The sequence below is a fragment of the Kordia sp. genome (assembly GCF_965283645.1).
GTDB lineage: Bacteria > Bacteroidota > Bacteroidia > Flavobacteriales > Flavobacteriaceae > Kordia.
The window spans coordinates 5,216,797-5,237,154 of record NZ_CBDIPG010000001.1 but is presented as its reverse complement, the minus strand read 5'-3'; the positions used below and the strand labels follow the sequence as shown (position 1 = coordinate 5,237,154).

The window sequence follows — 20,358 nt, the reverse complement described above, 5'->3', positions numbered from 1 at the left end:
AGGTGTTATAAGAGTACCGTTTTAGAGTACCGAAAAGCATAGAAATCGACCCTTTTTCGGACTCCTAATTCCGTAAACTACTGAAAATCAGATGCGAAAAAATTAACCAACTGCTTGTTGTGTGTTGTGTGTTGTGTGTTAGAAAAATAGTTTAAAAGCGTCACTTCGATTGATTTTTCATCATAAAATGGAGAAAAATTGTATCGAGAAATACTTTATAGTTTATTCTTATACTTTTAGCCATTAAGTCTCTATTGTTTTCTATTTCTTCCTAACTCTTGATTCATGACTCTCAAAATCTAAAACCCACAAGCATCTGTTCCAATTGGCGAACCATCTGGAATTTTTGGAGAAGCTTCAATTTTAAATTTTTCAGGATATTTTTTAAACTGTTCAATCATATCTAAATAATAGAATTGATACGGTTTTTCGGCATCTTTATATTGTTTTGAAGTCACTTTTTTTGCTATATCATGTAACAAATATTTACTCTGCGCTTTTACTGCGGATGACGCATTTGGATGTTGTGCCAAATACATCAAATGCTTCAATACATTTACATTAATGACATGTCCAATTTCGTATTCGTATGCGTTTTTATATGTTTTGTATAATGTGTTTTGCAATACTTCGTCTACCATTTCCGTGAAATCCAATTGTTTTTTGTCCAAACTTTTTTGTTGAATCAATCGTGCGGCACGTTCAGGATGAAATAAAAACCTCAACGTCATATCACTAGCTGTTGCGGCTGGCGCCATTGCATCAAAACCAACACCTGTATTTCCTTTAAACGATTCTCTTGATCGCCAAAAGGAATAAGCTCTTGGTGGAAATAATGCTAGTTTATCTTCTGGAATTACTAAGTTTTTAGCATCTAATGTTTGTAAAATGATTGTTAATGCTTCACGTTGCGTCTTTGGTGAAACTACAGCTGTAATTAACTGTCCGTCGTTTTTTGTTGCGTAATTATATTCCAATCCGCCAATCACTTTTGCAGTAGCTTCCGTTTGATATCTGTGAAAGAAATACAACGGCACAAAAACATCTTCTAAAACACTATATGGTTCATAACTTCGTATGTTATCTTTAGAGAAATTTTGTATTGCCAATTTACGCACTGCTAACACATCTTGTAATCCTGAAGCCGCACTTTTTCCATTATCCCATAAATGTGCAGTTGCATGTGCGCTTCCTGCTGGTCGTGCATCTGAATCTGAAATAAAACGATGTCCATTCGCGTACGCATTGTCTAAAATAGTTTTCAATCCTTTTTGTTCCGCTTCCGCTGTATTGTACTCAGTGTAGGAATATGCCACCGTAACTTTATCCCAAGAACCAATTCCTGTTGCGTACGCGTCAGACAAGTCTATTTTTCCATTGGTAATTTTTACTGTTGGATGCGGATAATCCATCACGGAACTTCTATTATTAGCACTTGCCGAGAAATTGTGTGCAAAACCAATGGTATGACCTACTTCATGTGCTGATAGTTGACGAATTCTTGCCAACGCCATTTGCAACATTGGCTGATAATTATTGTCATTCGCTACAAAAGGCTGGTTTAGTAACGCTTGTGCAATCAGAAAATCTTGTCTTATTCGTAAACTTCCTAAACTTACATGTCCTTTTATAATTTCTCCCGTTCGCGGATCTACAACGCTTGCACCATAACTCCAACCACGTGTTGAACGATGTACCCATTGAATTACGTTGTAACGAACATCCATCGGATCGGCGTCTTTTGGTAACATTTTTACTTGAAAAGCATTTGTAAAACCAATACTTTCATAGGCCTGATTCCACCAACGCGCACCATCTAACAAAGCTGAACGTACAGGTTCTGGCGTTCCAGGATCGAGATAATAAATGATTGGTTCTTTTGCTTCACTTACTTCCACATTCGGGTTTTTCTTTTCCAAACGATGCCTTGTAATAAAGCGTTTTTTCATCGATTCTTGAATCGGTGTTGCATAATCAAAATAGGAAATATGAATAGCGCCACTTCGTGGGTCAAAAACTCTCGGTTTGTAATTTGCATCAGGTAATTCTACAAAAGAATGATGTTGTGTTACCGTAATTAAAGCAGCATTTGGCGTTACACTTTTAATATAATTCCCTGTAGGTTGTCCTTTAAATGTTAACAAGGCTTCAAACTCTACATTTTTTGGAAAAGCTTTCGTTCTTGGCAATGCTATGGCACTTTTAGAAGCATCTAGCTTATATTTACCTTGTTTGCTATTTGCCAAACTTTGAATCACTCCGTGTGCATCTTGCATTAAAAAAGGTGTCAAATCAATAGTATACACACCTTCTTTCTCCGAAACGATTGGAAAGCCAAATAAAACAGATTTCGCAAACGCTTGTTCTACGCTTTTTCGTTCCAAATCGTTAGACGTATTTGCTCTGTATCGTAAATTGGGTTGTACCAACATGAGTTTATTCCCCATTTTTTGAAATTGAACTACAACTCCATCACCAATTTGACCTCTATCCAATCCTATATCATTAGAGCCAACTCCGCTTGCTAACGAATATACATATAGGAAATCTTCATTCAAATGCTGTACATTCAAGAAAATTTTATCTGTTTTCTCTTCGTAAGCAAAATTAAAGTAGCCTGTATAGTTTTCACGTGGATGTGGTTTCTTTTTTTCTTGTGAAAAGCCAAACGATACGTATAAGAAAATGAAAATCAACAGCGTACATTTCTTCATTGGAGTATTTTTTTATTCAAACCAAACCTTAAATTATCCTATAAAAAGCACGTACTTTTTATATTCTTTCGGTTTTTCAGTTTTACGCTATGAATATACATAAAACATCTTATTTTTGTAAGTATAAAAATAACAAACATGATAACATCAGATCATATCAAAGATCTTATCAATCGCCTTGGTGCGTTAAGGAGGTATCTTTGACATAGATGCCAAGCTTATAGAAATTGCAAATGAAGAGGAAAAAACGTATGCTCCCAACTTTTGGGACAATCCGAAAAAAGCCGAAATCATTATGAAAAAACTCCGAGGAGAAAAAAAATGGGTTGGCGATTATAATGCCGTTGCTGATTTAATCGGAGATTTGGAAGTATTGTACGAATTCAACAAAGAAGGTGATGCTACTGATGAAGAAGTTGAAGCGCATTTTGAAAAAACTACTATAAAAATTGAAGATTTAGAGTTCCGAAACATGCTGTCTGATGAAGGTGATAGTATGAGCGCTGTATTACAAATTACTGCTGGCGCTGGCGGAACAGAAAGTTGTGATTGGGCAAATATGTTGATGCGAATGTATTTAATGTTTGCTGAAAAACAAGGATATAAAATTAAAGAACTTAACTATCAAGAAGGTGATGTTGCCGGAATTAAAACGGTAACGCTCGAATTTGAAGGCGATTTTGCTTTTGGTTGGTTAAAAGGTGAAAATGGTGTGCATCGTTTGGTGCGTATTTCTCCGTTTGATAGCAATGCAAAACGACATACTTCTTTTGCGTCTGTTTATGTATATCCGTTAATTGATGATACAATTGAGATTGACATTAATCCTGCTGATATTGAAATTACAACAGCACGATCAAGTGGTGCAGGTGGACAAAATGTAAATAAGGTTGAAACAAAAGTACAACTGACACATAAACCATCTGGAATTCAAATTTCATGTTCAGAAACACGTTCACAACACGACAACCGCGCACGCGCAATGTTAATGTTAAAATCTCAATTGTACGAAATTGAGTTGAAAAAACAATTGGAAGCACGTGAAGATATTGAAGCTGGAAAGATGAAGATAGAATGGGGATCGCAAATTAGAAACTATGTAATGCATCCGTATAAATTAGTCAAAGATGTCCGTACTGCGCATGAAACTGGAAATGTTGATGCTGTTATGAATGGAAATATAGACGAGTTTTTAAAGGCGTATTTGATGTCTATTGGACAGAATACAGCAGAAGATGAACTGTAATACAGTCTTTTATTTCTAAATTTCAAGTATTATTGCATTTGATATAACTTAACACAAGTAAAAGAATGATTGTTTACGGAACTAGTTCTAAAGATTTAGGAACGCGAAAAATTCAAGGTGCAAAATGTCCAAACTGTGAAGCTAGTGGCATATACGTAAACGCAATTTCTCGATATGCAACTGTTTTTTGGATTCCAGTTTTTCCATATACCAAAAAGTATTTCTCTGTTTGTAAAAATTGTGAGCAAGTTTTACAAAAAAAAGAAATGCCGCAACAATTGAAGGATAAATTAGAAATGGAGAAACACCATTTTAAAACGCCTTTCTATCTGTTTTCTGGATTAATTATTATTGTATTGTTCATTGGTTATGCATTCTATGCTTCTGGCAAACACGATGAAGAATTGACTAAAAACGTTAATAATCTTCAAGCAAAAGATATTATCGTATTTAAAGTTTCTTCAAAAGAATATACGTTTGCCGAAGTTGATGAACATAGCAATGATACAATTTACATGAAATACAGTAATTATAGTTATGAAGGTAGAAAGCCTAGTGAAAATACATTTAAAAAAGAACGTGAAAGCGTTGATGTCTTTTTTGATGACAGTATTTATTTCTTTACACAAAAGGGAATTGACTCATTATATACGAAAGGCGAAATAGTAGAAATTTATACAAACAAATAATGATAAAAATATACCATAACCCAAGATGTGCAAAATCGAGAGAAGGATTGGCCATTTTAAAAGAATCAGGAAAAGAATTTATAATTGTTAAATATTTAGAGAATAGACTTTCTTTAGCCGAACTAACAAAAATTATTGAACTTCTTGAAATAGAGCCAATAGATTTAGTCCGAAAAAATGAAGTGTTTTGGAAAGATAATTACAAAGACAAACGGATTTCCAAAGCACATATTATCAAACTAATGCTTTCAAATCCTAAACTTATGGAACGACCAATAGTTGTTAATAACCAAAAAGCAGTTATAGGAAGACCGCCAGAAAACATTTTAACTATTCTATAGTTTTAAACCCAGCAAATTTTGCTGGGTTTTTCTTTTAACAGAACTTTAACCAATTTCCGTTAAACCATCCTTTTTCTTTGCAGTCCAAAATAAAAGTAAAAAAGCTAAAAGCTGTATTAAAGAAACTACTCACTAAAATGAAAAAACTATTATTTCTCCTAACTCTCTTAGGAACTATTTCCTTTGGAATTGCACAAACGGGAAAACCCACAAAAAAAGTCACAATCACTGGAAAAGTGTTTGATAAAACAACAAAGCAACCACTTGAATATGCAACTATTATTTTTCAAGATACTGCCAAAAAGAAACCTGTAACTGGAGGAATTACCAACGGGCAAGGTGAATTTAGCATTGTAGTCGATGCCGATGTTTACAATATTAAGGTTGAATTTATTTCGTTTAAAACACAAGAAATTAAAGAAAAATCACTTTTAAAAGATACTTTTTTAGGAAGTTTTTTCCTTACGGAAGATTTAGAAAGTTTGCAAGCCGTTGAAATTATAGCTGAAAGAACTACCGTTGAAATTAAACTTGATAAGAAAATTTATAATGTTGGAAAAGATTTAACGGTTCGTGGTGGAACTGTAAGTGACGTGCTCGATAATGTACCTTCGGTTTCTGTTGATGTGGAAGGAAATGTATCGTTACGTGGAAATGATAATGTTCGTATTTTAATTAACGGTAAACCTTCTGGTTTGGTTGGGTTAAATTCAACAGATGCACTGCGTCAGTTACCTGCAGACGCTATTGAAAAAGTAGAAATTATAACTTCACCATCTGCGCGTTATGATGCTGAAGGAACTGGTGGAATTTTAAATATTATTCTTCGTCGTAGCAAGTTACAAGGAATCAACGGAGCTATTACTACAAATGTATCATATCCGTTTGGATATGGCGCTTCAGGAAATATTAACTACCGAACTGGAGATTTTAATTTCTTTACAACTTCTGGATATAACCGAAGAGACGTGCCTGGAAACTCAAACACTTTTACAGAATACTTCAATGATGACGATCCTACTACTTTTTTAGACGAACAACGCGATTTTGATCGACTTCGAAAAAGTTTCAACTCAAATTTTGGTGTGGAATGGTATATTAATAATTCTACATCATTAACGGCAGCAATTGTATATAGAGATAGTAATGACGAAACGACCACCACAAACGTATTAACTCAATTTGATGAAAATTTAGATGTCACAAGTGTAAGTTCGCGTTTTGATCCTGAATTTGAAGATGATACAACAGTACAATATTCATTAAATTTTGATAAAAACTTTGAAAAAAGTGGACATAAGCTTACCGTAGATTTTCAGTATGAAAGTAGTTCAGAAGCTGAAAACTCATTTATTTCTGTGGATAATGTGCTTGCAGAGCAAGTAGCAACAGTTGAAGATCAAGATCGTATTTTGCTACAAAGTGATTATACACTTCCAATTGGTGACAACGCACAATTTGAACTTGGATATCGCGGAAACTTTTTAGATTTAAACACAGATTATTTAGTTGCCTTTTTAGAAGATGATACTTTTGTTTCTGATACAGATTTGAGTAACGTACTAAACTATCGTGAATATGTAAATGCTTTTTATTCACAATATGGAAATAAAGTAAATAAGTTTTCTTTCTTATTAGGGTTACGAATGGAAAGTACACGTATTACCGTTGATCAATTGACGAGTGGAACGTTGGACAAAAAAAATTATGTAGGCTTGTTCCCTACTGTAAATATTGGATATGAAATTAGTGATCGTCAAAGTATTACGTTAGGATATAACAGAAGAATTCGTCGTCCACGTTCACGATTTATAAATCCATTTCCATCACGTTCAAGTATTACGAATGTTTTTCAAGGAAATCCAGATATTGACCCAAGTTATTCTAACGGAATCGATTTAGGCTATTTGAATCGTTTTGGAAAATTAACATTAAATACATCTATCTATTTTCAGCGTGCTACAGATGTCTTCAACTTTATTAGTGAAGAAACTGGACAAACTACAATACTTAACGGAGAAGAAGTGCCAATTATTCGTAGAACACCAATTAACTTAGCGCGAAATGATCGTTATGGTTTTGAATTCACATTAACCTATAATCCTACTAAAAAATGGCGTTTGAATGGGAACTTCAACTTATTCCAGTCAATCACCCGTGGTGATTTTAACGACGTAAATTTTGATGCTGAAAACTTAAGTTGGTTTGTAAGAGTTAATAATAAAGTAACACTTCCTGGAAATATAGATTGGCAAACGAGTCTGTTTTACAGAGGACCAAGCGAAGATGCACAAAACATACGAAAAGGACTTTTTACTACGAATCTTGCCTTTAGTAAAGATTTATTGAATGAAAGAGCTTCTATTGCATTTAATGTGAGTGACTTATTTAATTCAAGAATACGACGATCAGAAGCGTTTACTGATACGTTTTTTAGTGAAGGTGAATTTCAATGGAGAGAACGTACGTTTAATCTTTCATTCACATATCGATTCAATCAGAAAAAGAAATCTGAACGAAACGGAAGAGATCAAGATGATAATGACGAAGGTGGTTTTAGTGCAAATCCATAATTTCGTTTAAAATAATATACTATAAAAGCTATAATGTGAATCGTTATAGCTTTTTTTATACGACTTATCTTACGTAAATTTCGCTATTTTGATGCTTCATGCTATTTTATTGCTCGCAATTGTATACTTTTTTAGTATTTTAGATTTTTAAGAAACTACACACACATAAAACTAGATATCATGGCGCATGCAACTCCAACAGCAAAAACAAAAGATCGAATAAAATTACCCTTTACATTTGACGCTGAAAAAATGCTAGCTGAGTTTGAAGCGTTAAAACTTCAAAACTTTGAATATTACAATGTAATTCCACTGCGCGCGCCTGCACATACGGTAGATACTTCAATTCCAATGCCGCCGCCAGCTGACGATTATGCAGATGGTTCATGGTGTGATTGGTTAGATACTGATTATTTAAAAGAAGCACCATATATAAATAGCATCATAGACACATTTAAAGCAAATACAAAAGTAACCTTAGTTCGTTTGTTACGCTTAGCGCCAAGCTCTGTGGTACAACAACACACAGATCCTACACTTGGTTTGGAAATTCATAAATCAGTAATTCGTTTAACGGTTCCAATTTTAAACAAAAAAGGCGTTCAGTTTTTCTTAAATGATACGGAAGTTCCTATGCAACCTGGAGAATGTTGGTATTTACGCTTAACCGATCCGCACAGAGTTATCAATAACGGAACTGAAGAACGTGTAAATTTGACTATTGATATGATTCCGAACGAATGGATTCGAAACATAATCACACAAAGTGAAATCTAAAAAAATACATGGATAGAGAACACAGATTAACTTTTTGTAAAAGATGCGCTCATCAAAAATTTGATTCACAAAAAGGAATTGTTTGCGGATTGACAAATGAAACAGCTAAATTTTACAGCACTTGTCAAGATTTTTCAGGAGATAAAACCGCAGTAGACCGTGTTATTAAAAACAGAGAATTAAATAAAATTCATGAAGAAGAACACGGAAAGTATGGTAAACCTGCTACAATTAGTGTATGGACCATTATTCGAATCATTGCACTCATCGTAACATTGATCTCTTTATTTGCAAAATTAGCTTCTTAAAATCTTATTTCTTCTAAATAGTGTAACCAACTCAATTAATAAGTCGTCATAAAAGTATCACATCAAAAAACACTTTTATGAAAATTAAACTTTTACTTATTGTTCTTTTAGTACAATCATTTCAACTTACAGCACAAGAAAATACTTCTGTACCTATTCCTGACATTGCAACTATTGATCAATGGCGTAAAGAAAACAACGTTCCAGCTATAGCTATTGCTACCATAGAACAAAATAAAATTAAAAAAATAGTTGTTCGTGGAAACACAAAAGAAAACATTCCTGCAACTTCCAAAACAGTTTTTGACGTAGCTTCCTTAACGAAAACAATTACTGCAATTCTTAGCCTGCAATTAGTAAGTAATGGTTCTTTAGATTTAGACGAACCTTTATATCCATATTGGGTTGATCCAGATGTAAAAAACGATCTCGTACACAAAAAGCTTACGACACGACATATATTGAGTCATACCACAGGTTTCAAAAATTGGAGACGTATGTATGATGATAAAAAACTCGCTTTTGACTTTGAACCTGGAACAAAATTTCAATACTCAGGAGAAGGTTTTGAATACTTACGAAAAGCCTTAGAAGCAAAGTTTAAAACGTCATTTGAACAACTTGTTGATTCTTTAGTATTTAAGCCAAATAACATGATGCATAGTTCACTTGTGTGGAATAAACGCATGGAAACTTCCACATTTGCAAACACACACAACAAAGAAGGAAAACCATATTCATATGACAAAGCAACTAAAGCTAATGCAGCTGATAATTTATTGACAACCATTGAAGACTTTGGAAATATTGCTGTGAATATTTTACAAAGAAAACATCTTACTGAAAAAATGTATGTAGCTATGGAGCATCCACAAGTTGTTGTGAAAGATGGAGTTCATTTTGGTTTGGGTTGTATTGTTTTAAAAGATTTACCAAACGGAGAATACGCCATATTTAATGCTGGAAGTGATACTGGTGTAAATGCTATTATTATTGTATTACCAAAATCTAAAAGAGGATTAATTGTATTTACCAATGGTGACAATGGACGCGCTTTGGCAATGAAAATGATTGCTGAAACTTTAGGTGATACAGGAAAAGAAATATTGAGTAGATTTTAATTCTCTACTCAAAAACTAGGCTTTTCTTGCCCAAAACAATGGTTTTTAATTGTGATGTTTTTTTAGAAGAAAGCAGTATATTCACGACTGATTTTATAAAAAATCAGCTTTCATCATCAAAAAACTAAACATACATGATTTGCACATTGTATTCGCATGAAATTGGTCATGCAAAAATTATTTCCATTCTAAAAAAGTATTTTCCAACAGCAGCTGTCTTTCTTGACGAAGAAGACGAATTTAAAGTTCTGAGAGTTGAAATTAAAGGTGGATTCTTTTCTTCTAAAAAGATTTTAAAAATTCCATATCGAGAACGCATACATCCTGATTATCAAATTACTGAAGACGAAAGTTGCCCTTTAAATAGTAATTTGCAAGGTTTGTACGGTTTTGCGCATTCGTTGCCAATTGAAAATGAATCGTTAAGAGAACAATTTTTGCACAAAGTACATTCGCTTAATGCTGAATTTTCAATTATTGAAGAAAAAGGAACAAGTAAAGAAATTCCCGCAATTATACGTGAATTGGCAATAGCTTACGATGCAATACTTTTTGTTCAAGATGGAACCGTTATTTCAAAAGCGCACGGGCAACATTTTCTAAACAATCAATTGCAATTGATTATTGATAGTGAAGGAAATTCTGAAATCGATTCGTTAGACGTTAAAATTGATTCTAAATACTTTGACGGGGAACAGACAGAAATTTTAGATGAGCAAAAAGATCGTAAAGAAAAGAATGAAGCTTTTTTAGTAAACCATCATGTAAAAGTGAATAAAAATCTTCCGTATATAGAAGCAATTGCTACTACCAACATTCGTTCTGTAAAAGAAATTGCACAACGTGTTACGATTATGGCATACATTAACGGATTTGCGTTAAATGCTTTATCTGGAGAAGACACGATTACTATTTTACAAAAATTACATCTTTGGGAATTTACAACACCAAAAGAAAAATACTTACTTGAGAATCCTACAGATGAAGGAAAAAATCAAGAATCGTGGAAATGCGAAGGCATTTGGGTTTTATTATGGGCGTTGAAAAAAGTTGACTCTATTCCGTTTCCGGATACGATGATTGACTTTGTAAATATTCCAGATGGAAACTATCCGTATGCGAATCCTAAAATATTTGTGGAAGAAGCTACAGAAGTACGAAGTGTTGAAGAAATACTGGACATGAACGACTTGTATTACCGAATGGATTGGGCATGTGTTGACGCACGCATAAAAGGTGAGCAAATGAAAACAATGATTTCTGGCGCTGTATATGAACGTCATTATGCGCTCAATTGGCTCATTCAGTACATGGATCAAGATTGGGATGATGTAAGTTGTGATACCTAGAGAAATTATGTAAATTGTATGTTGAATATAACAGAAAGCTACGTAATATGTCAAAAAAAAAGACCGTAAACTCACAAATCACAGATGCTGTGACGCAAGCAAATACAAAAGTTCTTGGCGAATCGCCAGCTGAATCTTTAGGAAACCTTGCCATAGCGACTTCGCAAGCATTACAAAATGCAGCACACAATGCTACTACGGGAGAAATTCCTTCCGAAGCCACTGCGCAAGCAGCCACTGTACAAGCAATTACTACATTATATGATGTAGATACTGCTTCTGCTGGTATTGCTACCGAAGAAATTTTTGCCAAAAAGAAAAAATAGAAACTAAATTTTAATTCAAATACTATACAGCAAGCGAACTTCGGTTCGCTTTTTTTGTGCTTTATAGTGAATGAAAATCTTATTCCAGTCATTTTCAATTTCGTTCCAAAAAAGGAGCGTTTTGTTCTATTTTCTTTAAAATCAAAAACTTTATATCTTCTCTTTGTATAGAATTGTTACACTAAAAAATAGCAATTCTATACAAGTTACGATTACAATTAAAAAAAGGCGGTATCCGAAAAGCCTAAATAGAGTAGGAATTGATTAACCAAACCAATTAATTATGAAAAAATCAAAAAAGAGTAAAAAAACGAAGAAAAAGCAGAAAAAATCAATCATCATAAAAAATAATCAATTAGATATCAATATTGAAAACATGTTGTATGATAAGGGTTTAATGCCACAAAAAGTTAACAATGGTGTAATGTCTGGAATCAAACAAATACTCGCAACAACTCATGAAATTTATGAAAAAAGGAATGTTTGTTGTGGTGAACCTTATTACACAATAGTGGCTTCAAGAAAATCACCAATACAACACGCTCCCGACGGTGCAATTATTTCTGAAGAAGTTATATCTCCTGTAGTAGTACCTTACAGACTCAATGGTCATGAGTTTGCTGGCTTAAGCATTGTAGCGTTTGCAAAAACAGGAGGTCCACTAAGCAAGGATAAATTAAAATTTCGATATAATTTTACACTAAGCGATACTGGAGATGCTCAATTAAATATCTATATATCATTTGATTATAATAATAGTATTAAAACCCCTGACTTTTGGTTTAATGCATTTAATCTTAGATTGGGATGTAAACAGATGCAAGGTGTTGATTTAAATGAAATCATAACTGCAAAAGTTTTTCTTATAGATACAGATCCATCAACTACGAGAGGAACTGTTACTACTGTTAAGAACCCAACTAGTGGTAGTTAATCATAATTACAAGTCACAAATTACAGAATTATATAATTAAGTAAAAGGCGGAATCCAAAAAGCCTTAATAGAGTAGGAAAAATTAACCAAATCAATAATGTTATGTGTATAAAAAAAACGCATCCTATCCCAGGGATAAGATTACTTAACAATCATTTTGACTATGGATTTGTTACTGACATTCCAGATCCAAATAGGCAGTTATCAATATTAAAAGCAGAGAAACTAGCAAAAAGAATTTTGAAATTGATTAAAACAGTTAGAAGACAACGTGCCATAAACTTACTTCGTAAAGTATTAAAAATAAACGACAGAAAAGCAAGACAACACTATAGAAGGTTACGTAGATTAATTCAAAAATGTAAATGTGAACAAGCATTCCAACAGATAGTAGACTTACTTCATCCAAAATCTAAAAATAAAATTGAAAAAAGGTTTTCTGAAATATATGATAATCAACTTGACATTACAATTCAACCCACTATAGGTGCCTTAAGGAGTATAGAGAATAGTAATGGAAGTTGTGAGTCTAAGATATACACAAATATTTATTTCTATGAAAATTTTAAACTTGAAAAAGGTAAAGAAGGATTTACAAAAGATGATTTTGATATTTATCAAAACTTTTCAATGGGCGAAGATGACAGGTTACGATTATGCTATTATGTATGTTTTAAACGTAGTAACAAACGACGAGGAAGCATCTACAGGATGCATAAATTTTCTATAGTCAATGCCGAAATTAATCATATTCCTTTTGGTCAGTGTACAAATGAAAAACTAAACCCTGATGAAATAGATGATGTCGTAACATTCCTTATCAATGTGAATCCAGAGGCTTCAAGAGGAACAGTTACTACAGTTAAAGACCCTACAAGTGGTAGCTAATTATAATTACAAGTCCACAAGCCATAGAATTATATAATTAAGTAAAAGGCGGTACCCGAAAAGCCTAAATAGAGTAGGGAAAATAAACTAAAATAATTATATTATGAGTAACAATATTCCTTTAGAAAGCGTTGGAATTGGCACAAAATTAGAAATACCAATCTTAGTAAGTTCTCCTTTAGCAAATCCTGGAAAAGATGGAAATCCACCTATAAAATTTAGCGTAAATCCTACTTTAGAGCTTTTACCTCCTTTAACTCAAGCTTATTATAACACCGTGATAATTGAAAAATTAGATGTAATTTATGGCATTACCCTAGAGGCACTTATTATGATTCCTTTTCATTCTTTAAATGATTACACTATTGAAGCTATACAGCAATTTACTTTTTCGGATAGAGGAGACATTCAATTAAATATTTTTATTACTTATAAAGCTACAGAAAAAAAGGCTTCTACTTATGTACCATATATGGTAACACTAAATTTAACAGAAACTTATTTAAAAGAAAAGAGCATCAAAGGTAGTTATGGACGTGTAAAAACAATTAAAACTTTTTTAGTAGATACTGATCCGCTTTCATCACGGGGAACAGTTACTACTGTTAAGAATCCTACAAGCGGTAGTTAATATTAATAAAAAAAGAACTCTTGAATAGATTCTGATAAATAATAAAAATAAATTTCTAAATTATATATCTTACTATAAAAGTAGTGAGTACAAAATCACTACTTTTTTTATTTTAAAATTTTACCTACATTGTATAAAAAAGAGTACATGTATTTAAGGCTAAAAACTATATTTTTTCTGATTCTTACTATTAGCCCACTCCTCCTTTTTTCACAAAAAGATTTTGAGTTTGACAACTTGAAGCAAAAGGTAAAAAGTAGTACTGATCAATTTAAAACATATAACCATTTTTCAAAAGCACGTACTTTTTTTATTCAAAGGGAATGGGATTCTACTTTAATTTATACTACAAAATGTTTAAATAATTCTCCTAAAAATAAAAAACTGATAGATTATTGCCATTTTTTTCGTGGATACAGTTTTAATCAAAAAGAAATTTTTAAAGAAGCAAAAAGAGAGTTCTTAAAAGTCTCTAAAGAGTTTAAATTTCACAATACTATAACCGCTTTTCTAGGTACAATAACCCTAGAATCGAATGAATATGATAAAGCTCTTGCTTATTTCAAAGAAATAGAAAACCTAACTAACGATTTGCTCATAATCACAAATATTGAACGTATTAAAGATAACATTGGTATTTGTTATTTACATCTTCAAAATTATGCGGAAGCTGAACCATATTTAACTAAAAGTATACTACTATTAGAGCAAGCTAAAGATACAATTCAACTAATAGGTTCTTATGGAAACTTAGCGACACTTTATTACGAACAATACAAAGATGCGCAAGCCATTCCCTATTTTATAAAAGCTTATGAATTAGCTAAACATACTGATGATTTTAAATCAAAAAAAAATACAGCCAAAAACATGGCTGTAGTAGAAGAAAATCGTAAAAATTTCCCAAAAGCAATTGAATACTTAAAAGAATATGACCAATGGAAAGATTCTATAAACAATCAAAGTAGAATTTATGCAACTGCAAAAGCAGAAGAGAAAATCGCCGTAGAAAAAGAACAAAAACAAGTCGCAATCTTGGAAGCTAAAAATGAAGTACAAGAAGCACAACGGAATACATTACTCTATTCTTCCATTATTCTCTTATTATTATTAGCTACAAGCTTTTATTTTTATCGTGAAAAAGTAAAATCAAATAAAATTATCAATGCGCAAAAAGAAAGTTTAGATGAACTCAACGCTACAAAAGACAAACTGTTTTCTATTGTAAGTCATGATTTGCGTTCGTCTGTAAATGCCATCAAAACGAGTAATACAAAATTGGTTGACACACTAGAAACTGAAAATTTAACAGCAGTAAACAGTCTATTACAAAACAATAGTTCCATTGTAAATGGCGCCTATAATTTGTTAGATAATTTGCTCAATTGGGCAATGCTTCAAACCAAACAATCATATTTTGAAATTACAAAATTACGCTTACTTCGCATTGTAACACACGTAGCTTATAATTACAAAGCAATGTTAGCAGACAAAGAAATTTCTTTTGACAACAATGTAAAAAAGAATGATGTCGTATTCGCCGATCAAGAATCTCTTAAAATTATTTTACGTAATTTAATAGACAATGCAATTAAGTTTTCACATCCGAAAGGAAAGATTCAAATTTATACTGAAAATAAAAATGACCATTTCTGTAATATAATTATTGAAGATGAAGGCATGGGGATGGACAATGCAACGCGGGAAGCACTCCTAAAAGATACGATTCTGCTCTCAAAAAAGAAACATGAAAACATCATCGGGACAGGTTTAGGCATGCAGCTCTGTAAATCGATGACAAAAAAAAATAATGGCAAATTTTCCATAGAAAGTGAACTTGGAAAAGGAACCAAAATGATTATTTCACTACCTAAAAGCCTACCAAATGAATCATATTAACATACTTATTGTAGAAGATACACCCGAAGAAAGCGAATTGCTAAATAGCGTACTTATAGAAAATGATTTTAATGTTGTTGGAATTGCGCCAACCTTTAAAGAAGCTATAGAGTTGTTTTATGATAAAGACATCGATATTGCCATAATTGATATTTTTTTAGATGGAAGACCTGATGGTATCGCTTTCGCTGAAACGATCAATGCAGTGTCAAATGCTGCGAAACCATTTATATTTTTAACGAGTTCTACAGATCGTAGGATTTTTGAACGTGCAAAACTGACGCATCCGTTTAGTTACTTGATTAAACCATTTAATGAATTGGAGCTTTTATACACGATAGAAACTGCCTTAGAAAGATTTTACGGGCAAGAAGATGCTTTTCAAGATGAAGAAGAAAATACCATCATCAGTACAGAACATTTGTTCATCAAAAAGGGGAAATCACTCAAAAAAGTTCATATTGATGAAATCATTTACATAGAAGTGGAAGAAAAATATTGTAACATCATCACGGAAAAAGAAAAATTTGTCATTCTCATCTCACTCGTAAAAATTCTTGAATTACTGGATGAAACAAAATTTTACAGAACACACCGTAACTTTATTGTAAATCTTCAAAAAGTAGAAGAAATTGTTCCTGCCGACAACCTTATTCTACTAACGGGAAACCACAAAGCTACACTTAGCGGAACTTATAAAGACATTATCAATAAGTTTCGAACGATAAAATAAACGATTAACTTCATATAAGTATTCTTTAAAAATCTTATTCCATACATCTAAACGTTTATGGAACGAAATCGTATGCTCATTCCATTATTACAATCTTCACTCCTATTCTAAGCTAATTTTACTTCAGAAATAAAACGCTAGCAATTTTAATTCTATAATCATTTTTAATGAATCGTTTAATGTATCAACCCAACTGAGTTTCAGTCAAAGTAATAACTAGGATGCTAAAATGTTGATTGAAAGTGAAAGCGGAACCCGAAAAGCTTTAAGAGTAGGAATTAACCAAATAAATTTTAAAAATTATGGAAGTAGCAGTGGAAGCAAAACAAAATAGTACAACAGGTGGTACAGGAAAACTAGTTGAAAACTTAGGACTACAACAAGGAGATTTACTAACAATTACATGTGATTTTCAAGATCAATGGAACTTATCTCAAGATGGAGGTTTTTCAACGAATGCAAATGGAATAAGCACACATCCTATTGCTATTGGTACAGCGAATCAAACATTTTCTGCAGGCGCTATGGTTGGGAGTTTTAATAATGGACAATCTTTTTTCTCGGTTGGATTATTTACTCAAATAACCGTTACAGAAAGTGGAGACAGCCCCGAGCTGAGATTATACTGTGTAGACTCAGATAAAGATAATAATAGTGGTTTCATCAGAGTTGTAGTTAAAAAATCAAACTAAGTATTTGAAATGTTTATTATTACAAGATGCGTTACTTCAATTGAAGTAACGCATTTTATATATATTACGTACATTGAATAAACCACATGTAAATAGGCATTCCGAGTGTAATGTTGAGTGGAAATGTAATGGCTAATGCCATAGGCAAGTATAAACTTGGATTTGCTTTTGGTGCGGCAATTCGCATGGCGGCTGGCACAGCAATATATGAGGCACTTGCGGCTAATATTGACAATAATAACCGATCGCCATCACTTGATAGTATGTGCACCGATGAATACGCAACTGTAATTCCGTTGAATAGTGGAATTAAAATCGCGAAAGCCAACGCAAACCAACCTTTCTTGATTAAAGCGCCAATTTTCTTTCCGCTCGTAATTCCCATATCTAATAAAAATACGGCTAAAAATCCTTTAAAAATATCTGTTGTAAATGGTTTTATTCCTGCGGCTTGTGCATCACTTGCCATAAAACCAATGACCAAACTTCCTAAAATTAGTAAAACACTTCCGTTAGTTACTGCGTGTTTTACGAGTTCAAACATTTCTTTATACGACTTTTTTCCATTCGAATAAATTCGCATTAATAACACTCCAATTATAATTGAAGGTGCTTCCATTAACGCCATAACGGCAACCATATGCCCTCCAAATTCTATATTTTTCATTTCTAAAAAACTGACTGCTGTTACAAACGTTACGGCACTTACCGAACCGTAAGCTGCTGCTATTGCACCTGCATTTTCAACCGAAAATTTAAGTCGTAAAATAAAATAAGTATATAAGGGAACAATTGTAGCCATCACAATTCCAAATACAATAGACCAACCAATATCGGCTGTATATTCGCTATGGGCAAGTTCTTGCCCGCCTTTGAATCCAATGGCGAGCAAGAGATATAATGATATAAATTTTGAAGAATTTTTTGGTATTTCTAAATCACTTTTGACTTGAGCGGCAATAATTCCCAAACCAAAAAACAATAAAGCAGGATTTGTTAAATTATCGAAGAGTAAATGTAAATCCATTTGGTATTTTTAAAACGTACACTAATTATTAGTCAATAATTTCAACTTCTAGAATTCCGTTGATTCTAAATTGTTTCCCTTCACGTTTTGCTTCTTGATAAACAGCTTTGAAATTTTCTTTTTCTCTAATTAATTGCGCTAAACGGCTATCGTCAAAAGTTGTGTCGCTATCTACATTTCCTTCACACATAGACAATCTGTGAATTTTGTGGAAATTAATTTTTTCATCTAATAACGAGTTGATTACATCTGAAGCTTCCATTGCTGTAAACTTTCCGTCTACTAATTGTACTTTGTGTGTTACGTCTGTTGTTGTCATAATCCTGAATTTTAGTTTTTGCTTAATGCGATAATTGATAATAAACTTAATACAACGCCCGCTTTTACGAACGTCCAAAAATATACTGGACTTATAGTATAACTCATAATGGTTATCATAATGTATCCAATTAAAAGTGCGATAATTCCAATACGTCGCGCCCATGTAAATAACCAGTCTTTGTTTATCTTTAGAGAAAAAACATAACTGTTATTGTTGAGATGAATTGAACTAATACTTGTTCTTGTTTGATTGCTAAGTGTAACTGATTTTTCCATTGCTATTTTTTAACACTGCAAAGATTATACATAATATTCATATATTTTTATTTATCTTTATTATGAAAAACATAAGTGATATTTATGAACTATACATTACACCAATTAAAAGTCTTTGTAGAAATTGTTACCAAAGAAAGTATTACAAAGGCAGCTGGCACTTTATTTCTCACACAACCAGCAGTTTCCATTCAATTAAAGAAATTTCAAGATCAATTTCCATTGCCACTAACTGAAGTAATTGGAAGAAAATTATACGTAACCGATTTTGGTAGAGAGATCGCATTAACTGCACAAAAAATCTTAGATGAAGTCGCTACTATTGATCATAAAACAAAAGTTTATCAAGGAAAACTAGCTGGAAAACTAAAGATATCTAGTGTTTCTACAGGAAAATATGTAATGCCATATTACATTTCTAACTTTGTAAGCCAACATCCAGGTGTTGACTTCTCCATTGATGTAACAAATAAGCAAAATGTAGTACGAGATTTGGAACAAAATAAAATCGATTTTGCGCTTGTTTCAGTCTTGCCAAAACATTTAACATTAGAAACAATTCCACTCTTAAAAAATAGTTTATGTCTTGTTGGTGGCGCTGAACGAGAAGCAAATCGTGAAGGCGATATTATGACTATTTTTCAAGAGGAACCACTACTCTTTCGTGAAAAAGGTTCGGCTACTCGAAATGCCATGGAAGCATTTATTGACGGACGTAATGTTGCCGTGACAAAAAAGATTGAATTAACATCAAATGAAGCTCTAAAACAAGCCGTTATTGCTGGTTTGGGCTATTCAATAATGCCTATGATTGGAATTAAAAATGCAGTTGATATGAATGTGATCAAAGTTATTGATTATCCTGGGTTACCTATTCATACACAATGGAATATTGTTTGGCTAAAAAACAAATCACTTTCACCTGTTGCCAAGGCTTTTGCGGAATATTTGACAAGTGAAAAAGAAGCGATTACTGAAAAGTATTTTGGTTGGGTAAACGTGTAAAAACATAGAAAATATTACTATATTGTTATTGAAATTAAATAATAAAAAATGAAGTTTGTAGCATATCTACTCATAGCTTGTTTCCTTTGTATTTCTTGCGGAAAAGTCAAAGAAACTACAAAAAATGCTATCAAAGAAGGTGGAAAAATTGTTGGAGAATCGGTTGGCGAGTTTAGCAAAGGTGTTTCTGAAGGTGTTGACGAAACATTTCAAATTAAAATTAATACCAACGAAAATATAAAAAACAAAGGTGTTTCGTTTGGTAAAATAACACTTGGAAGCATTTATGGCGGACGTGATAATATGTTAAATGTATATATGATTTTTGATAAGAATTTCAATGACACACTATCACTTAAAGTATTTGATAATAACGACTTGGAAATGGGAAGAACTACAAAAATTATCAATGCTGAAAAGGGAGAAGCTAATTTCTACGAATTTCAATTTAATAAGAAAACCAATATTGATAGCGATAGTAAGATTTTTATGGAGTAATTTTTTTGTT

21 protein-coding genes are annotated in these 20,358 nt (G+C 32.5%); 17 read left to right on the top strand and 4 right to left on the bottom strand.

Annotated elements, in window-relative coordinates; translation table 11 throughout:
* Positions 1–299: 299 nt before the first annotated feature.
* Positions 300–2,714 carry a zinc-dependent metalloprotease gene (locus ACQ654_RS23045; RefSeq protein WP_430412701.1) on the bottom strand — a complete coding sequence of 805 codons (2,415 nt, stop codon included), beginning with the start codon at positions 2,712–2,714 and terminating at the stop codon, positions 300–302.
* A gap of 138 nt (positions 2,715–2,852) precedes the next feature.
* Here ACQ654_RS23045 and prfB point away from each other — a divergent pair.
* The 15 genes from prfB (at position 2,853) to ACQ654_RS22970 (ending at position 17,221) form a co-directional block, all read left to right on the top strand.
* Positions 2,853–3,960, top strand: a protein-coding gene (gene prfB / locus ACQ654_RS23040) for a peptide chain release factor 2 (protein WP_430412700.1) whose coding sequence is annotated in 2 segments (ribosomal slippage) — positions 2,853–2,915 and positions 2,917–3,960 — 1,107 coding nt in all. Because the reading frame shifts where the segments join, the coding sequence is not laid out codon by codon here.
* Between the two features lie 65 nt (positions 3,961–4,025).
* Complete coding sequence (locus ACQ654_RS23035; protein ID WP_430412699.1) at positions 4,026–4,649, top strand: hypothetical protein; 624 nt, start codon at positions 4,026–4,028, stop codon at positions 4,647–4,649.
* The gene (gene arsC / locus ACQ654_RS23030) at positions 4,649–4,990 is read left to right on the top strand and encodes an arsenate reductase (glutaredoxin) (protein ID WP_430412698.1); all 342 of its coding nucleotides are present in this window, start codon (positions 4,649–4,651) and stop codon (positions 4,988–4,990) included. Before ACQ654_RS23035 ends, arsC begins: the two co-directional genes overlap by 1 nt.
* 137 nt (positions 4,991–5,127) lie before the next feature.
* Positions 5,128–7,563, top strand: a complete 2,436-nt coding sequence (locus ACQ654_RS23025; RefSeq protein WP_430412697.1) for a TonB-dependent receptor domain-containing protein — start codon at positions 5,128–5,130, stop codon at positions 7,561–7,563.
* Positions 7,564–7,743: 180 nt separating this feature from the next.
* Positions 7,744–8,340 (top strand): aspartyl/asparaginyl beta-hydroxylase domain-containing protein, encoded by a 597-nt coding sequence (locus tag ACQ654_RS23020; RefSeq protein ID WP_430412696.1) that lies wholly within the window; start codon positions 7,744–7,746, stop codon positions 8,338–8,340.
* A gap of 8 nt (positions 8,341–8,348) precedes the next feature.
* Entirely contained in the window at positions 8,349–8,648 is a 300-nt protein-coding gene (locus tag ACQ654_RS23015) for a hypothetical protein (protein ID WP_430412695.1), read from the top strand.
* Between the two features lie 77 nt (positions 8,649–8,725).
* The gene (locus ACQ654_RS23010) at positions 8,726–9,769 is read left to right on the top strand and encodes a serine hydrolase domain-containing protein (protein WP_430412694.1); all 1,044 of its coding nucleotides are present in this window, start codon (positions 8,726–8,728) and stop codon (positions 9,767–9,769) included.
* Positions 9,770–9,903: 134 nt separating this feature from the next.
* Complete coding sequence (locus tag ACQ654_RS23005) at positions 9,904–11,118, top strand: DUF4272 domain-containing protein (RefSeq protein WP_430412693.1); 1,215 nt, start codon at positions 9,904–9,906, stop codon at positions 11,116–11,118.
* A gap of 47 nt (positions 11,119–11,165) precedes the next feature.
* Positions 11,166–11,444 carry a RebB family R body protein gene (locus tag ACQ654_RS23000; RefSeq protein ID WP_430412692.1) on the top strand — a complete coding sequence of 93 codons (279 nt, stop codon included), beginning with the start codon at positions 11,166–11,168 and terminating at the stop codon, positions 11,442–11,444.
* Between the two features lie 283 nt (positions 11,445–11,727).
* Positions 11,728–12,378: a hypothetical protein gene (locus ACQ654_RS22995; protein WP_430412691.1), complete on the top strand. Its 651-nt coding sequence runs from the start codon at positions 11,728–11,730 to the stop codon at positions 12,376–12,378.
* A gap of 102 nt (positions 12,379–12,480) precedes the next feature.
* Positions 12,481–13,266: a hypothetical protein gene (locus ACQ654_RS22990; protein ID WP_430412690.1), complete on the top strand. Its 786-nt coding sequence runs from the start codon at positions 12,481–12,483 to the stop codon at positions 13,264–13,266.
* Between the two features lie 103 nt (positions 13,267–13,369).
* The gene (locus ACQ654_RS22985) at positions 13,370–13,897 is read left to right on the top strand and encodes a hypothetical protein (protein ID WP_430412689.1); all 528 of its coding nucleotides are present in this window, start codon (positions 13,370–13,372) and stop codon (positions 13,895–13,897) included.
* A 591-nt stretch (positions 13,898–14,488) separates the two neighbouring features.
* Positions 14,489–15,796: an ATP-binding protein gene (locus ACQ654_RS22980; protein ID WP_430412688.1), complete on the top strand. Its 1,308-nt coding sequence runs from the start codon at positions 14,489–14,491 to the stop codon at positions 15,794–15,796.
* Entirely contained in the window at positions 15,783–16,529 is a 747-nt protein-coding gene (locus ACQ654_RS22975; RefSeq protein WP_430412687.1) for a LytR/AlgR family response regulator transcription factor, read from the top strand. The genes ACQ654_RS22980 and ACQ654_RS22975 overlap by 14 nt, the downstream gene beginning before the upstream one ends.
* 302 nt (positions 16,530–16,831) lie before the next feature.
* Positions 16,832–17,221, top strand: a complete 390-nt coding sequence (locus tag ACQ654_RS22970; protein WP_430412686.1) for a hypothetical protein — start codon at positions 16,832–16,834, stop codon at positions 17,219–17,221.
* A 64-nt stretch (positions 17,222–17,285) separates the two neighbouring features.
* On the opposite strand, the gene ACQ654_RS22965 is transcribed toward ACQ654_RS22970, so the two are convergent.
* From ACQ654_RS22965 to ACQ654_RS22955, 3 genes are read right to left on the bottom strand one after another with little or no spacing between them, the layout of a single operon-like run.
* A complete protein-coding gene (locus tag ACQ654_RS22965) occupies positions 17,286–18,248 on the bottom strand; it encodes a sodium-dependent bicarbonate transport family permease (protein WP_430412685.1) in 963 nt (320 codons plus the stop codon).
* A 28-nt stretch (positions 18,249–18,276) separates the two neighbouring features.
* Complete coding sequence (locus tag ACQ654_RS22960; protein ID WP_430412684.1) at positions 18,277–18,567, bottom strand: hypothetical protein; 291 nt, start codon at positions 18,565–18,567, stop codon at positions 18,277–18,279.
* Between the two features lie 11 nt (positions 18,568–18,578).
* Positions 18,579–18,845, bottom strand: a complete 267-nt coding sequence (locus ACQ654_RS22955; protein WP_430412683.1) for a hypothetical protein — start codon at positions 18,843–18,845, stop codon at positions 18,579–18,581.
* An 84-nt stretch (positions 18,846–18,929) separates the two neighbouring features.
* Between ACQ654_RS22955 and ACQ654_RS22950 the strand changes: the two genes are divergently transcribed.
* Positions 18,930–19,850 carry a LysR family transcriptional regulator gene (locus ACQ654_RS22950; protein WP_430412682.1) on the top strand — a complete coding sequence of 307 codons (921 nt, stop codon included), beginning with the start codon at positions 18,930–18,932 and terminating at the stop codon, positions 19,848–19,850.
* Between the two features lie 48 nt (positions 19,851–19,898).
* Positions 19,899–20,348, top strand: a complete 450-nt coding sequence (locus ACQ654_RS22945; protein ID WP_430412681.1) for a hypothetical protein — start codon at positions 19,899–19,901, stop codon at positions 20,346–20,348.
* Positions 20,349–20,358: the final 10 nt, after the last annotated feature.

Coding starts and splice junctions, on each gene's coding strand:
- ACQ654_RS23045 (WP_430412701.1), bottom strand. CDS start 2,714: ATGAAGAAATGTACGCTGTTGATTTTCATTTTCTTATACGTATCGTTT.
- ACQ654_RS23035 (WP_430412699.1), top strand. CDS start 4,026: ATGATTGTTTACGGAACTAGTTCTAAAGATTTAGGAACGCGAAAAATT.
- arsC (WP_430412698.1), top strand. CDS start 4,649: ATGATAAAAATATACCATAACCCAAGATGTGCAAAATCGAGAGAAGGA.
- ACQ654_RS23025 (WP_430412697.1), top strand. CDS start 5,128: ATGAAAAAACTATTATTTCTCCTAACTCTCTTAGGAACTATTTCCTTT.
- ACQ654_RS23020 (WP_430412696.1), top strand. CDS start 7,744: ATGGCGCATGCAACTCCAACAGCAAAAACAAAAGATCGAATAAAATTA.
- ACQ654_RS23015 (WP_430412695.1), top strand. CDS start 8,349: ATGGATAGAGAACACAGATTAACTTTTTGTAAAAGATGCGCTCATCAA.
- ACQ654_RS23010 (WP_430412694.1), top strand. CDS start 8,726: ATGAAAATTAAACTTTTACTTATTGTTCTTTTAGTACAATCATTTCAA.
- ACQ654_RS23005 (WP_430412693.1), top strand. CDS start 9,904: ATGATTTGCACATTGTATTCGCATGAAATTGGTCATGCAAAAATTATT.
- ACQ654_RS23000 (WP_430412692.1), top strand. CDS start 11,166: ATGTCAAAAAAAAAGACCGTAAACTCACAAATCACAGATGCTGTGACG.
- ACQ654_RS22995 (WP_430412691.1), top strand. CDS start 11,728: ATGAAAAAATCAAAAAAGAGTAAAAAAACGAAGAAAAAGCAGAAAAAA.
- ACQ654_RS22990 (WP_430412690.1), top strand. CDS start 12,481: ATGTGTATAAAAAAAACGCATCCTATCCCAGGGATAAGATTACTTAAC.
- ACQ654_RS22985 (WP_430412689.1), top strand. CDS start 13,370: ATGAGTAACAATATTCCTTTAGAAAGCGTTGGAATTGGCACAAAATTA.
- ACQ654_RS22975 (WP_430412687.1), top strand. CDS start 15,783: ATGAATCATATTAACATACTTATTGTAGAAGATACACCCGAAGAAAGC.
- ACQ654_RS22970 (WP_430412686.1), top strand. CDS start 16,832: ATGGAAGTAGCAGTGGAAGCAAAACAAAATAGTACAACAGGTGGTACA.
- ACQ654_RS22965 (WP_430412685.1), bottom strand. CDS start 18,248: ATGGATTTACATTTACTCTTCGATAATTTAACAAATCCTGCTTTATTG.
- ACQ654_RS22960 (WP_430412684.1), bottom strand. CDS start 18,567: ATGACAACAACAGACGTAACACACAAAGTACAATTAGTAGACGGAAAG.
- ACQ654_RS22955 (WP_430412683.1), bottom strand. CDS start 18,845: ATGGAAAAATCAGTTACACTTAGCAATCAAACAAGAACAAGTATTAGT.
- ACQ654_RS22950 (WP_430412682.1), top strand. CDS start 18,930: ATGAACTATACATTACACCAATTAAAAGTCTTTGTAGAAATTGTTACC.
- ACQ654_RS22945 (WP_430412681.1), top strand. CDS start 19,899: ATGAAGTTTGTAGCATATCTACTCATAGCTTGTTTCCTTTGTATTTCT.